The 12,911-nt window shown below is 69.3% G+C and carries 16 protein-coding genes; 6 read left to right on the top strand and 10 right to left on the bottom strand.

From position 1 onward, the window contains the following. Positions 1–75 precede the first annotated feature (75 nt). Together QM720_RS03740 and QM720_RS03735 are read left to right on the top strand one after the other, a co-directional pair. On the top strand, positions 76–345 hold the full coding sequence (locus QM720_RS03740; protein ID WP_415124815.1) for a type II toxin-antitoxin system VapB family antitoxin: 270 nt from the start codon (positions 76–78) through the stop codon (positions 343–345). After that, on the top strand, positions 342–740 hold the full coding sequence (locus tag QM720_RS03735) for a type II toxin-antitoxin system VapC family toxin (RefSeq protein ID WP_415124814.1): 399 nt from the start codon (positions 342–344) through the stop codon (positions 738–740). The genes QM720_RS03740 and QM720_RS03735 overlap by 4 nt, the downstream gene beginning before the upstream one ends. An 8-nt stretch (positions 741–748) precedes the next feature. On the opposite strand, the gene QM720_RS03730 is transcribed toward QM720_RS03735, so the two are convergent. Then, positions 749–1,615, bottom strand: a complete 867-nt coding sequence (locus QM720_RS03730) for an LLM class F420-dependent oxidoreductase (RefSeq protein ID WP_415124813.1) — start codon at positions 1,613–1,615, stop codon at positions 749–751. 143 nt (positions 1,616–1,758) lie between these two features. On the opposite strand from QM720_RS03730, the gene QM720_RS03725 reads away from it, so the two are divergent. From QM720_RS03725 to fgd, 3 genes are read left to right on the top strand one after another with little or no spacing between them, the layout of a single operon-like run. Continuing rightward, positions 1,759–2,751, top strand: coding sequence for a TIGR03557 family F420-dependent LLM class oxidoreductase (locus tag QM720_RS03725; RefSeq protein WP_415124812.1), 993 nt, complete (start codon positions 1,759–1,761; stop codon positions 2,749–2,751). Continuing rightward, positions 2,748–3,545 carry a coenzyme F420-0:L-glutamate ligase gene (cofE, locus tag QM720_RS03720; protein ID WP_415124811.1) on the top strand — a complete coding sequence of 266 codons (798 nt, stop codon included), beginning with the start codon at positions 2,748–2,750 and terminating at the stop codon, positions 3,543–3,545. Before QM720_RS03725 ends, cofE begins: the two co-directional genes overlap by 4 nt. Beyond that, positions 3,536–4,552: a glucose-6-phosphate dehydrogenase (coenzyme-F420) gene (fgd, locus tag QM720_RS03715; RefSeq protein WP_415124810.1), complete on the top strand. Its 1,017-nt coding sequence runs from the start codon at positions 3,536–3,538 to the stop codon at positions 4,550–4,552. The genes cofE and fgd overlap by 10 nt, the downstream gene beginning before the upstream one ends. A gap of 174 nt (positions 4,553–4,726) precedes the next feature. Here the strand turns inward: fgd and QM720_RS03710 are convergent, their stop codons facing one another. The 5 genes from QM720_RS03710 to QM720_RS03690 all read right to left on the bottom strand — a co-directional run bounded on the left by QM720_RS03710 (position 4,727) and on the right by QM720_RS03690 (position 8,339). Beyond that, entirely contained in the window at positions 4,727–5,302 is a 576-nt protein-coding gene (locus QM720_RS03710) for an ABC transporter ATP-binding protein (RefSeq protein WP_415124809.1), read from the bottom strand. Further along, positions 5,299–6,285, bottom strand: a complete 987-nt coding sequence (locus QM720_RS03705; protein ID WP_415124808.1) for an iron chelate uptake ABC transporter family permease subunit — start codon at positions 6,283–6,285, stop codon at positions 5,299–5,301. The genes QM720_RS03710 and QM720_RS03705 overlap by 4 nt, the downstream gene beginning before the upstream one ends. A 32-nt stretch (positions 6,286–6,317) precedes the next feature. After that, positions 6,318–7,181 (bottom strand): putative F420-0 ABC transporter substrate-binding protein, encoded by an 864-nt coding sequence (locus QM720_RS03700; protein WP_415124807.1) that lies wholly within the window; start codon positions 7,179–7,181, stop codon positions 6,318–6,320. Positions 7,182–7,416: 235 nt separating this feature from the next. Beyond that, entirely contained in the window at positions 7,417–7,911 is a 495-nt protein-coding gene (locus QM720_RS03695) for a nuclear transport factor 2 family protein (RefSeq protein ID WP_415124806.1), read from the bottom strand. Then, the gene (locus QM720_RS03690; RefSeq protein ID WP_415124805.1) at positions 7,908–8,339 is read right to left on the bottom strand and encodes an HtaA domain-containing protein; all 432 of its coding nucleotides are present in this window, start codon (positions 8,337–8,339) and stop codon (positions 7,908–7,910) included. Before QM720_RS03690 ends, QM720_RS03695 begins: the two co-directional genes overlap by 4 nt. 141 nt (positions 8,340–8,480) lie before the next feature. Here QM720_RS03690 and QM720_RS03685 point away from each other — a divergent pair, with 141 nt between their 5' ends. Next, positions 8,481–9,518, top strand: a complete 1,038-nt coding sequence (locus tag QM720_RS03685) for an Ldh family oxidoreductase (RefSeq protein ID WP_415124804.1) — start codon at positions 8,481–8,483, stop codon at positions 9,516–9,518. On the opposite strand, the gene QM720_RS03680 is transcribed toward QM720_RS03685, so the two are convergent. Genes QM720_RS03680 through QM720_RS03665 form a run of 4 tightly spaced genes read right to left on the bottom strand, consistent with a single transcriptional unit; the run spans position 9,502 to position 12,665 of the window. Then, entirely contained in the window at positions 9,502–9,846 is a 345-nt protein-coding gene (locus QM720_RS03680) for a hypothetical protein (protein WP_415124803.1), read from the bottom strand. The genes QM720_RS03685 and QM720_RS03680 overlap by 17 nt on opposite strands. After that, positions 9,843–10,583 carry a hypothetical protein gene (locus QM720_RS03675; RefSeq protein WP_415124802.1) on the bottom strand — a complete coding sequence of 247 codons (741 nt, stop codon included), beginning with the start codon at positions 10,581–10,583 and terminating at the stop codon, positions 9,843–9,845. The genes QM720_RS03680 and QM720_RS03675 overlap by 4 nt, the downstream gene beginning before the upstream one ends. Continuing rightward, entirely contained in the window at positions 10,580–11,395 is an 816-nt protein-coding gene (locus QM720_RS03670) for a FadR/GntR family transcriptional regulator (protein WP_415124801.1), read from the bottom strand. The genes QM720_RS03675 and QM720_RS03670 overlap by 4 nt, the downstream gene beginning before the upstream one ends. After that, complete coding sequence (locus QM720_RS03665) at positions 11,346–12,665, bottom strand: FAD-dependent oxidoreductase (protein WP_415124800.1); 1,320 nt, start codon at positions 12,663–12,665, stop codon at positions 11,346–11,348. The genes QM720_RS03670 and QM720_RS03665 overlap by 50 nt, the downstream gene beginning before the upstream one ends. Positions 12,666–12,911: the final 246 nt, after the last annotated feature.

The following is a 12,911-nucleotide window of genomic DNA, read 5'->3' as shown; positions in this document are numbered from 1 at the left end:
TCGCGCCGGATGAGGATGCGCGGCGACATGGATGTCGGGGTGTAATCCACCTTTGCGGAAAGGTATCATTACACCATGGCGCTCAACATCAAGAACGATCGCGTGCACATGCTGGCGCGCGAAGCGGCGCAACTGGCCGGCACCTCCCAGGCGAGCGCGATCGAACAGGCGCTGGAGCAGTACTTGCGCTCGCACGGAAGGGATCCGGCCGCCGCAGACCGCCAGCGCCGCCTGGCGCGGATGCGCGAGATCGGTGAGCGGTACCGGCGCGAAGAAGCGGTGCCCACGCGCGGGATCGTCCGCGTGGAGGATCTCTATGACGAGACCACGGGGCTGCCGCGATGATCGTCGACAGCTCCGCGCTGGTCGCCGTCGTGCAGGGTGAGCCCGAGGCACAGGAGTGCAGCGAACTGCTGCTGTCGGAACACTGCCGGCTCTCTGTCGCGAACTGGGTGGAGGCGGGTGTCGTCGTCGACAATCGCTCGATCATCGCGCAGCGCGAGTTCGAGGAGGTGCTCGCGCTCGCCGACGTCACGCTCGAGCCCGTCACCGTCGAGCAGGCGCGCATCGCGCGAGATGCCTATCGTCGATACGGCAGAGGATCGGGTCACCCGGCCCGACTCAACTACGGGGACTGCTTCGCCTACGCGCTCGCCGTCGTGACCGGGGAACCGCTGCTCTTCGTCGGCGACGACTTCACCGAGACCGACGTGCGTGCCGCCCGCGCGCACGGGCGGTAGGGAGACCCTCAGAGCGTCGGCAGTACCTCGTCGCGATACATCTCGAAGCGCGCGAGCAATTCTGCCGGCTGCTCGACAGAGTTGAGCACGAGTTGATCCACCCCGACGTCGGCGAGGGCGCGCAGTCGTTCGATCGCGCGGTCCGCACTCCGCGGCATGCCGGTCGACGTGCTGAGGATCTTCCGCTCGCCCTGCGCATTCACGTCGAGCTCGTCGAGACGGGCGCGCATGCCGGCGAGCTTCTCGAGATCGGCGCCGAGCACCTGCCAGCCATCGCCGTAGCGGCGCACGCGCCGGAAGGCGACGTCGCCCAGCCCGCCGATGAGCAACCGCGGGCCGCCGCGCCGCACCGGCAGCGGCAGACACGACACCTCCGGGAACGAGTAGAACTCGCCCTCGTGTGCGAAGACGCCTTCCGTCCAAGCCCGGCGCAAGATCTCGATCTGCTCATCCATGCGTTTGCCGCGCGCGTCGAAGCGCTGGTCGAGCGCTTCGAACTCCTCCTGCAGCCAGCCCGCACCGATCGCGAGCTGCAGGCGCCCGAGGGAGAGCTGATCGATGGTCGTGGCGATCTTGGCGACTTCGAGCGGATGCCGGATCGGCAGCACCAGCACGCTGGTGCCGAGCTCGACGCGTGTCGTCGCGCCGGCGATGGCGGCGAGCATCGTGAGGGCCTCGAGGAAACCGTCTTGCGGGCCGAAGGGCGTGCCGCCTGCGTTGTACGGATACTCCGACGAGGGGCTGACCGGCAGCACGATGTGGTCGGCCACCCACACGGAATCGAAGCCGCACTCTTCGGCGGCCTGGGCCAGGTCGATGACCCCCGCCCGCGTCGCACCCGGGCCCCACTGCGGGACGTGTACACCGATTTTCACGCGGGGCCTCGCTTCCTTGCGCCCGCCTGCGCGGCCGCCCGCTTACTTGTCTGACTATCGCTGATGATATTGTAGGGCAAGCCGTCGGGGAGGTTTGAGATCCTTCACTTGCGGCAGGCAGAACCCACGCGCGAGGAGGCGGGATGCGGATCGGCTACGCGGCGATGCTCGAACAGTTCGCGCCGGCCGACATCGTCGACTACTGCGTCGCGGCCGAGTCGCTCGGGTTCGATGGCGTGATGGCCACCGACCACTTTCAGCCCTGGCTTCCGCGGCATGCGGCGGCATCACATCTGTGGTCGGTGTTGGGCGCGATCGGTGCGCGCATCACCGGTGACTTCGGGCCTGCCGCGACGACTCCGACCTTCCGGACGCACCCGGCCGTGGTCGCCCAGGCGGCCGCAACTCTCGCGAGCCTGTATCCCGGCCGCATGTGGCTGGGGGTAGGCTCGGGGGAGGCTCTGAACGAGCACATCGTCGGCGAGTACTGGCCCGAGCCCGGGGAGCGCATCGAGACGATGCTCGAGGCCGTCGACATCATCCGCCGCCTCTTCGCAGCGTCGGCAGCCGGACGGATGATCCGCCACAGCGGCCGGAGGTTCCGCATGGAGTCGACGCGCCTGTGGACGGTCCCTGCCGCTGCTCCGCCGCTGTTCGTCGCCACCACGGGGCCACTCACGGCGCGGCGCGCAGGCCTCGTCGCCGACGGGATCGTGACGACCGGTGAATCCCTTGAACGTACAGCGCATGTCCTCGACCGGTTCGCAGAGGGCGCGCGGGAGAGCGGCCGAGACGCCGCACAGATGCCGAAGGCCCTGCAACTGCACCTGTCGTGGGCGCCCACCGACGAGCAGGCGCTCACGAACGCCCTCGAGGAGTGGCCGATGGCGGGACTGCGCATCCGCCGCGGCGACGTGCGCTCGCCGTACGACTTCGAGCAGTTGGTGCGGTCGGTGACGGCGGACGACGTGCGTGCGGGCATGCTGGTCTCCGCCGACCCCGACGCGCACCGCGCGCGTATTCAGCAGTACGCCGACCTCGGGTTCACGCGCATCTACCTCCACAACGTGGGTCGCAATCAACGTGAATGGCTCGAGGTATTCGGGCGCGAGGTGCTGCCGAAGGTGCGGTCGTGAGCGCCCTGACGGTGTTCCCGCTGGAGGGCATCGGCGAGATCCGACCGGGGGATGACCTGGTCGCCGCGATTCTCGCCGCCGGTGCGGAACTGCTCACCGGCGACATTCTGGTCGTGACGTCGAAGATCGTGTCGAAATCGGAGGGGCGCTACCTCAAGGCTGCCGACCGCGAGGACGCGATCACCGCCGAGACCGTTCGCGTGGTGGCATCACGCACCGTCGACGGTCACACGATGAGGATCGTCGAGAACCGGCTCGGCATGGTGGCGGCCGCAGCCGGCGTCGATGCCAGCAACACGCCGGACGGCTGGATTCTGCTGCTGCCGGAAGATCCCGATCGTTCTGCTCTCGAACTCGCCCGACGACTGCGCGCGCACACCGGGGCCGACGTCGGCGTGCTTATCAGCGACACGCTCGGCAGGCCCTGGCGCGGAGGGCAGACCGACGTCGCCATCGGTGCCGCCGGCGTGCGCGTCATCGAAGACCTGCGTGGGACCACGGATGCCGCGGGCAAGATGCTCGGCGTCACGGCGCCCTGTGCCGCCGATGAACTGGCGGCAGCTGCCGACCTCGTCAAACGCAAGGCCACCGGGCTGCCGGTGGCGGTCGTCAGGGGCCGCGCGGATCTCGTCGGAGATCTCGACCTCCCGGGCGCCCGCAGTATCGTCCGCGAACCGGAGCGGGGCCTGTTCCGGCTCGGCACGGAGGAAGCGCTGGCGCAGGGCTACGAGCAGGGCTACGCGGCGGCGGTCGCCGACGCGTGGGAACGAACAGGAGACATGAAATGGCGCTGACATTGGGCTACAAGGCGAGCGCGGAGCAGTTCGACCCTCGAGAGCTGGTCGAGATCGCCGTGGCCGCCGAGAGCCACGGCATGGAATCGGTGTTCACGAGCGACCACTTTCAGCCTTGGCGCCACACCGGCGGCCATGCGCCGTTCTCGATGGCCTGGATGGCGGCCGTCGGTGAGCGGACCACGAGCATCCGGATGGGAACATCGGTGCTCACTCCCACGTTCCGGTACAACCCGGCGGTGCTCGCGCAGGCGTTCGCGACGCTCGGCGTGCTGTACCCCGGTCGCGTCATCCTCGGTGTGGGATCGGGCGAGGCACTCAACGAGGTCGCGACCGGCTTCCGCGGTGCGGGTGAGCAGACGTGGCCCGAGTTCAAGGAGCGCTTCGTGCGGTTGCGTGAGGCGGTACGGCTGATGCGGGCGCTGTGGGCCGGGGAGCGGGTGTCGTTCGAGGGGGAGTACTACTCGACGCACGACGCATCCATCTACGACCGCCCCGAGGGGGGTGTGCCGGTCTACATCGCTGCGGGCGGCCCGCTGGTCGCCCGGTACGCGGGCCGCGCCGGCGACGGTTTCATCTGCACGTCGGGCAAGGGCGCCGAGCTGTACACCGAGCAACTGGTGCCGGCCGTCCGCGAGGGCGCCGGACTGTCCGGGCGCTCGTTCGACACCCTCGACCGGATGATCGAGATCAAACTCTCCTACGAGCAGACCCGCGAGGCCGCACTGGAGAACACCCGGTTCTGGTCGCCGCTGTCGCTGTCGAAGGAGCAGAAGCACGACATCACCGACCCGGTCGAGATGGAACGCGCCGCGGATGCGCTGCCGTTGGAGACGATCGCGAAGCGCTGGATCGTCGGGAGCGACCCCGACGAGGTCGCCGACCAGATCGGCCAGTACATCGACTGGGGCTTCAACCACCTGGTCTTCCACGCCCCGGGTCAGGATCAGCGCCGGTTCCTCGAGCTGTTCGAGCGCGACCTCGCCCCGCGGCTGCGGGCACGATGACCACGGCGCCGTCGACGCGGCGCAGGATCTCGACGGGGACGTGCCAGACCTCGGCGACCAGCTCCGGGGTGAGCACGCGCTCGGGAGCGCCGGCACGGTGCACGCGGCCGTCGGCGAGGACGATCACCCGATCTGCACACATCGCGGCGTGATTGAGGTCGTGCAGGGTTGCGATCACCGAGACCCCGGTGTCGGCGACCGATCGCAGCAGGTCCAGGATGTCGAGCTGCGCGCGCAGGTCGAGGTGATTGGCGGGCTCGTCGCACAGCAGCAGTGACGGCTGCTGCGCGAGAGCCTGGCAAGGTTCACCCGCTGTCGCTCGCCCCCCGACAACGTCGAGATGTCACGGTGCGCGAAGGCGCTGGCGCCCGCGCGGTGCAGGCTTTCGGCGACGATGCGTGCCTCGGCCCCCGTGTCGCCGCCGAGAAGCCGCCGATGGGGAAGACGGCCGAGAGTGACCACGTCGACGACGCTCATCCCCTCGGCGGAGGTCCATTCCTGCTCGAGCAGGGCGATTCGCCTGGCCCGTGCTCGCGGGCTGAGGGCGGTGAGCTCGGCCCCCGCGAACCGGACGGCTCCGCCGTCGGGGCCGAGAACGCCGGCGATGAGGCGCAGCAGCGTGGTCTTGCCGGCGCCGTTCGGACCGACGATCGCAGTGATCGCCCCGGGCGGGGCCGACACGTCGACGTCATCGACCAGCAGTCGCCCTCCGCGCGAGAACCGCACCCTCTCGAGCTCGAGCCCGGTCATCGCTCGGCCCTCCGACGGATGAGCAGGTGCGCGAACAGCGGGCCGCCGATGAGCGCGGTGAGGATGCCGACGGGAAGCTCCCTGGGCGCGAACAGTGTGCGCGCGGCAGTGTCGGCCCACACGAGAAAGGTCGCCCCCGCGAGGAACGACACCGGCAGCACGGCGGCATGGCGAACGCCGACGACGGCGCGCACCGCGTGCGGGAGGATCAGCCCGACGAACCCGATCGCTCCGCTCGCCGCGACGAGCACACCCGTCAGCAACGCCGTGCACGCGAACAGCATGAACCGCACGCGGCCGACCGGGACTCCCAGTGCGGTGGCAGCGGTGTCGCCGAGCGCGAAGCTGTCGAGTGGGCGCGACGCCGCCCACAAAGGGATGCCGGCCAGCACCACGGCGGCGGTCGTCAGTGCCACGTCGGTCCAGTCGGCGCCCGCGATCATGCCGAGCAGCCAGCCGAGGATCTCGCGGTAGCTGTCGCCGGTCGCGCTCCAGAAGATGACGAGGCTCGTCAGCGCCGACAGCACCGCCGAGACCGCCAGCCCGGCCAGGATCACGGCCGTCGCCGACACGCCACCGGCGGCACGGGCGAGGCCGAGCGCCAGCACGAGCGCGAGGAACGCACCGAGGAAGGCCGCGACCGGCAGGGCGAGGGAGATCCCCAGCACGATGACGACGACCGCGCCGGTCGATGCGCCCGACGACAGGCCGAGGAGATACGGGTCGGCGAGCGGATTGCGCGTCAGCGCCTGCATCACGGCGCCGCACACCGCCAGACCGCCGCCGACGGCGGCAGCGGTCAGCACCCGGGGCATCCTCAGCTCCCACACGATCGCGTCGCGCGTGGGGGAGAGCGGGCCGTCGGCGCCGGTGAGGTGGGCCCAGACGGTCGCCGCGGCGTCGGCGGGAGAGATCTCGGCGGTGCCGAGGGCCGCCGCCGCGGCGCACGAGGCGACGAGGGCGATCGCGAGGACTGTCGCCACCAGCGACACGCGAGTTCGTCGTGGCTGTCCGGTCACAGTTTCGCGAGTTGTGTGACGATCGACGCGACCGCGTCGACGTTGCGGATGCCCGCCTCCGTCGCGGGAAAGTCGACGATGATGAAGCGGTCGCCCGCGACGGCGGGCATCGTCGCCGTGACGGGGTTCGACTTCAGCAGCGCGATCTTCGACGCCGCCGTGTTCCAGGCCGAGTCCACCAGCACGATCACCGACGGGTCGCGGTCGGCAACCTCTTCCCACGAGGTGGAGGTCCAGCTGTCGTGCACGTCGTCGAAGACGTTGCGCAGCCCGGCAGTGGACATGAGCAGCTCGGGGGCGCCGATGCCGGCACCCACGTAAGGCTGATCGCGTCCCGACGAGTACCACACCGCTGTCAGCTCGCGGGAGTCGGGCGTGATGTCGGCCAGCCGCGTGCGCTGCTGCGCGGCGAGGTCAACCGCGGCCGCTTCGGCACCGACCAGGCGGCCGGCCTCGACGAACCCGTCGAAGACCTGATCGAAGGTCAGCGGATCCGGCATGTAGCCGCTTTCGCGGCAGGCGGCCGGAGCGACATACGTGGCCACCCCGAGGCTCTCCAGCGTCTCGCGCTCGCCGACGCCGTCGGCCGAGAAGTTCGACTCCCATCCGCCGAACACGAAGTCGGGGTCGAGCTCGAGCACTGCCTCCTGCGAGGGCACCTTCTCGGAGATGACGGGGATGTCGGCCCCCGCCGCGGCGAGTTCGGCGGGCAGCGGGCCGTCGGAGTACGCACTCCCGACGATGTGATCGCCCACGCCGAGCGCGAGGAGGAGTTCGAGAGTCGACGACTTGATCGTGACGATCCGCTGAGGTGGCGTGGCCGGGACGGTGACAGTGCTGCCGCAGTTGTCGATCGTCACGGGCGCGCCCGTGGTCGGGACCGGTGTCGGTGGGGCGGCGGCCGGAGTGGCGGCGCAGCCGGCGAGCAGAGTGGTGAGTGCGATCGCGCATACCGAGGCGGCGATAGGGCGACGAACGAGCGACATGGATCCTCCACGGAACAGATGAGCGTGCATGAAGAGCACGGGGATCTGCGGTCCACGAGGAGGAACCGCGGGAGGCGACCAAGTGGGTCGTCTCCCGTCATCCTAGCGCTCAACTGCGCTTGTCAGGCAACAACGGAAACCGCAGGGCATCGAGTATGAGCTGCGGTGGAACCGTCGCCTGTTCGATCTGCCAGAGTGCGCGGTGCGCTCGTGCCGTGATGAACCAGCGGCCGTGAACGTGCCGTAGGGTGTCGTCGTAGCGGATCGCGCGGGTCGCGAGGATACCGTCGGCAGGGCGCAAGGCGTGGACGATGGCGAAACTTGTCGCACGCACCGTTCCGACGTCTTCGGTCGAGATGTGCGTGTTGGCGAGGTTGTGCACGGTCGAGGGAGTGCTCACGGTCGCGGCCTGGACGAACTGCGCGACCTGGGCACCACCGATGAGGGTGCCGGCAGCACCTTCGTAGCGTGACTGTGCGTCGTCGGCGAAGCACCCCACGACGGCGGGCCAGTCGCGCCGGTCGATCGCTGACAGGTACGCCGACAACACCTCGAGCACGCGAGCGTGCTCGTGGGCGGATTCGGATACGGGGTCGGCGCTCATGAGTCAGGCCGCACACTCGGGCTGTCGAGCCGCGTGCCTTCGGCGTACTGACCGCCGAAGAGATCGACGCCGGCGGCGGTGAGCGTCGTAGGCCCACCCTGCAGCACGCCGGCCGCGTCCCGCGTAAAGCCCTCGATCTCGGCGATCGCGATGCGGCCCTCACCGTGGCGCACCCAGAGTGTCCAACCCCCTGCGTCGGAGGAGTGATGCACGGCGGGGTCGGCGATCACGATGCGCAGCATGCCGCCGTGGCCGATGAGCGAGGCCGTGCCGCGGAAGCACAGAGCCTCTGTGGCCATGTCGTCGAGGGGGAACAGGATGCCGTGCGGGCTCATCTCGGCGCCCTCGCTGACCTCGACTTCGCCCGTGGCCGGGCCTGCGAGGTAGCGCAGGAGCGAGGTCTTCACGCGCCAGGTCAATGCCGTCATGCCTGCTCCCTCCGGGTGGCGTCGTTGCCGCGACGGTCTCGCGAGTCCTATGTCTTACAATGGCACAAGTCGTATGGTTGTGCAGGTACTGGCCAGGTTCTGCCGAACCTGGCGTCGTCGTGCAGACGGAAGGCGGTGGCGATGAAGGACTCCTTCGAAGGTCGGATCGATGAAGTCGAGATCGGCATCGCTGAGGCGCGCGAGCTCGTGGCGAGGGCGTTCGCGGCTACCGGTTTCACCGCCGACGAGGCGGCGATCATCACCGATCAGATCATCGAGTGCGAGCTGCGCGGCGTACCCAACGCGGGGTTGTCTCGTGCACTCACCCTCGTGGACGTCGCTCGCCGGTGTCCGCCGCACGCCCCCATCACCGTCACGCGGGAGACGTCGGTCTCGGCACTCGTCGAAGGCGGTGGGCATTGCGGCTATCTCGTGGCGCACCGCGCCGTCGAGCTCGGCATTGAGAAGGCCCTCGCACACGGCATCGCCGTGATCTCCGCCCGCGACACCGCGTACACCGGCATGTACGTGCACTATCTGGAGTCGGCCGCGCGGGCCGGCCTGGTCGGCATGGCAGCCGGAAACTCCGGAGCGCGCGTGGCGCCGTATGGTGCCACGCAGGCGCGGATGGGCACCAACCCGATCGCATTCGCCTTTCCGACGGACAGCGACCCGGTCATCTTCGACACCGGGACGTCGTCGGTCGTGCTGTCCGAACTGCACCTCGCGCGCCGGCTCGGGCTCGAGATCGGCGAGGGTCTCGCGTTCGACGCCGACGGCATTCCCACGCGCGACCCCGCAGCGGCGCTCGCCGGTGCGATCACGGTATGGGGTGGATATCGGGGCTCGGGGCTCTCCGTCGCGGTGCAGCTGCTCGGTATCCTCGCCGGTGGCGACGTGCAGCCCACCGACGAATCCGGATCGGGCTTCCTTTTCGTCGCGATACGGCCGGATCTCTTCGGCGAACCCGGCGAGTTCGAGCGCCGCGCCCTCGAGTTCGCCGACTACGCGCGCTCGGCGGAGCCGGTGCCGGGCGGGGCACCCGTGCGCCTGCCGTTCGACCGGTCGGCGCAGACCCGGCGGGAACTCGTGGTGGCCGGCCGCTTCCCGGCATCAGCCCGCGTCGTCGCGGCGCTGCGCGAACTCGCCGGCGAAGGATCCGTCAGTCCGCGGTCGTGAGGCGCTGTGCCAGGCGGGCGCGCGAGCGCACGCGCTCGACGTCGGCGCCCCACAGCCGCGAGAACTCGGCGATGAGCGCGGCGATCGCCGCGCCCGCCAGAGCTGCCTCGAGCGCGGCCGCATCGGTGAACTCGTAGATCGCGTAGTGCACCGGGACGCTCTCCTCTCCGTAGCTCCACCAGCGTGAGGCGGTGTGGGCGCCGAAGTCGCTGAGCGCCTGCGGCAAGTGGTCCTCGTCGTACCAGCGATCGAAGTCGGCGACGAGCGCAGGGTTGCGCACGACGGCGCGCACGAGCATTGCCGTCGGCGGCGGAAGGACGTCGGTCATGCCAGCCCCCTCGGTGGTCGGTCGGCAGGCGGCGGGGTGGCTCTCTCCGGTGAGTCCAAGCCCATCGAGGGCCAGTGCGGGGGAAGGGCGAGGAGGCGCTCGTAGGCGATGGCGAACGACGCGGCGCCGGAGGGCAGCGAGGCCATCAGCGCAGGAGCTGCGGCCGCCACATCGTCGACGGCGCAGAGAAGGAGTCGCGACGGCGTGACGTCCCGTTCCATCATGCCTGCGATCTTCGGTGAACCGGCGGCGCGAGTGAGCGTCCGCCAGCCTGAGATGCCGTCGGCGGCGTCAAGCACCTGCCGCAGAGCCTCGTCGACATCGCTGTCGGCGCCGATGGCGATCAGATCCGTGGCGGGGCCGACACCGTCCCCGCGCATGTGCGTGTCATCGATGCGGTAGGCACCGCCCGCCGCGCGCACGATGGCGCCGAGCATCTGCGTCGTCCATTCCCGTCGCATCCCCGGGCCCAATGACGCGCGATTGCGGTGATACGCATCCGTCTCGAGCACGCCGAGATCGTCGAGTTCGTAGAAGGCGAGGTATTTCGCGGGTGCCGTTCCCACAAGCACGTCGCTCACCACCCACCGGCTCGCGGTGCGCACGCCGGGGACTTCGACGAGCGCGGGAACGTGCTCGTCGTTGTACCAGCGGTTCCACTCCTCATCGACCTCGGGCGTCGACTCCAGCATCCACAGCAGCACGCCGTGACCGTCACCGAACATGGGAGTCTTCATGCCAGCACCTCCGTGTGTGCGTCGACCGTCACGGCGGAGTGCCGTGCGAGGTAGGCGAGATGACTGCGCATCGCCGTCTGAGCCGTCGCCGCATCTCCTGCCGCGATGGCCTGCTGAATGCTGATGTGGTGGCGCACGGCCTGTGCGCCAAGCTCCTCATCGGTCTGGACGAAAGCCAGGGGATGGGTCGTGCGATGCAGAGCCGTCACGAAGGCATCGAGCACGCGGTTGCCCGATGCGCGCGCCACGGCGGAGTGGAACTGTGCGTTTAAGGTGTGCACGGCGGGGTCATCGAAAGCGATGCTGCGCTCGTCGTCGATGATGCGTCGCAAAGCCTGGATGTCGGCGTCGGTGCGGTGCCGTGCGGCGAGACGAGCGCTCGGGATTTCAAGGAGGTCTCGGAAGTCGGCGACCTCGGAGGGGGTGACCGAGCCGACGTCGAGCACGTTGGCCAAGCGGTCGGACACCAGCCTCGACAGCGCGTTGTGGTCGACGACCTGTGCGTACAGTCCGCTGGTGGCTGTCGGTCCCTTTACGACGAGGCCGCTCTCAAACAGCGTGCGCAGCACCTCGCGGATCGTTGCCCGGCTCACCTGGAACGATGCCGCGAGGGTGTTCTCGCTAGGCAGCCGTTCGCCTTCGCCGATGAGCCCGGACAGGATCGCGTGGCGCAACTGCTGCTGGACCTGCTCGCCCGGTCGTTGCACCGGTACGAGTTGCAGGTCAGCGCTGTTCGGGGGGCCGCTGGGCACCGTCGCCTCCTCAATCGGCGCGCGCGTCGAGTTCGCTCTGTATGGACCGCGCCGCCACACGTCCGAGCGTGATGCCGCGGACGAGGCCGCCGGTGTAGCCGCGCATGTTGAGTCCGCCGGCGTCGACCCCGACCGCGCGCAGGCCCTCGATCGAGGTGCCGTCAACGCGCAGGACGTGCCCTTCGACGTCGGTGCTCAGCCCGCCGTGCGTGAACGTGATCGCCGGCTGCACCTCGAGCAGGGCGTACGGCGGCTGGCGAAGCGGCGTGCCGTCGGGTCCGCCGTTCTCGTCCTGCACACGGCGCAGCGTTGCGAGTACGCTTTCACGGTCGAAGCCCCATGCGCCGACCGGTGCAGTCAGCTGCTCCAGATCGTCGGCGATCGAGACGTGCGATCCGGCCTGCTGCGCGTCGATGATCTTATCCTGCAGATCCATCCCCGGGATGAACGCTGTGCGCGCATACTGGTCCCAGACGGCGCTGTCGATGAACAGCAATGCCGTGCCGATCTTGGCGACCTCCTGCACGAGCACATGGTCGCCGAGTGACTCGTCAACGAATCTCTTGCCGTCGGTATCGAGCAGGACGCCGTGCTCGCTGTAGTACTGCGACAGCGGCGTGTAGCGCTCGGGGGTCCACAATTCGGCGGGCAGAGGCGTCGGGATGAGGTGTCCGTAGAAGGCCTCAAGACCCGCCGACTCGGCGGCCCCCACGTCGAGCCCCAAGCGCAGGCCGGCGCCCGCGCTGTGAGCGTTCGCGCGCAGGAGGATATCTCGGGTCCAGGCCCCGATGTACTTCGTGCGCAGCTCGGGGCTTCCCTGGAACCCGCCCGTGGCGAGGACGACGGTCCCCGTTCGGACGGAGAGGATCTCGCCGCTATCGAGGTCGCGTAGCTGCGCGCCGACGACCGCGCCGTCGGCGGTCTCGAGCCCGACAACCTCGTGACGTACGAGCACCCAGCCGCCGGCGCCTTCGACGGCGCGTTGCGCGGACGCAAGGTAGCGGCCGATGTCGATCTGATTGCCTTCGCCGTAGCCGAGCACCCGGAACAGGTCGGGGCCGACGTCGATGCCGAGCGCGCGGATGGCCGCCATCGCCTCATCGAACTCGTCGCGCATCGCCTGGAACTTTGCGACGTCGCCTCCGGGATCCTGGGCGAGGAAACTGTCGGCGTCGGGATTGGTCCAGACGAAGCCCTCCGACAGCGCAGCCGACCCTCCGGCGCGGTCGGCGATTTCGATCACGCCGACCTCGCGTCCGGCGCGCGCCAGCGTCGAAGCGACGGTCAGACCAGAGACCCCCGCGCCTACCACGAGGACATCGATGCTCATCTCTTCATCCACGAGAACTCCCTTGTCCGTGTCGAGTCACTTGTCTGATGTTGTACCGAACACTATACGCGCGACGGCGACACCTGCACCAGTGTCGGTCGGATCCCCGAGAATCCGGGAAGGTTTGCCGGTCGGCGGGCGGATTTCTCCGCGGCTGACGGCTTCTCCTGTGCGTCGGCGGCTAAAGATCGCAAACTTGTCAGACTATTGCGAACTTGTATGGGTGCGGCTAGTCTGATGCCGATA

Origin of the sequence: Microbacterium sp., from assembly GCF_047602155.1 — a bacterium.
Lineage (GTDB): Bacteria > Actinomycetota > Actinomycetes > Actinomycetales > Microbacteriaceae > Microbacterium.
This window is presented reverse-complemented; position numbering and strand designations above follow the sequence as displayed.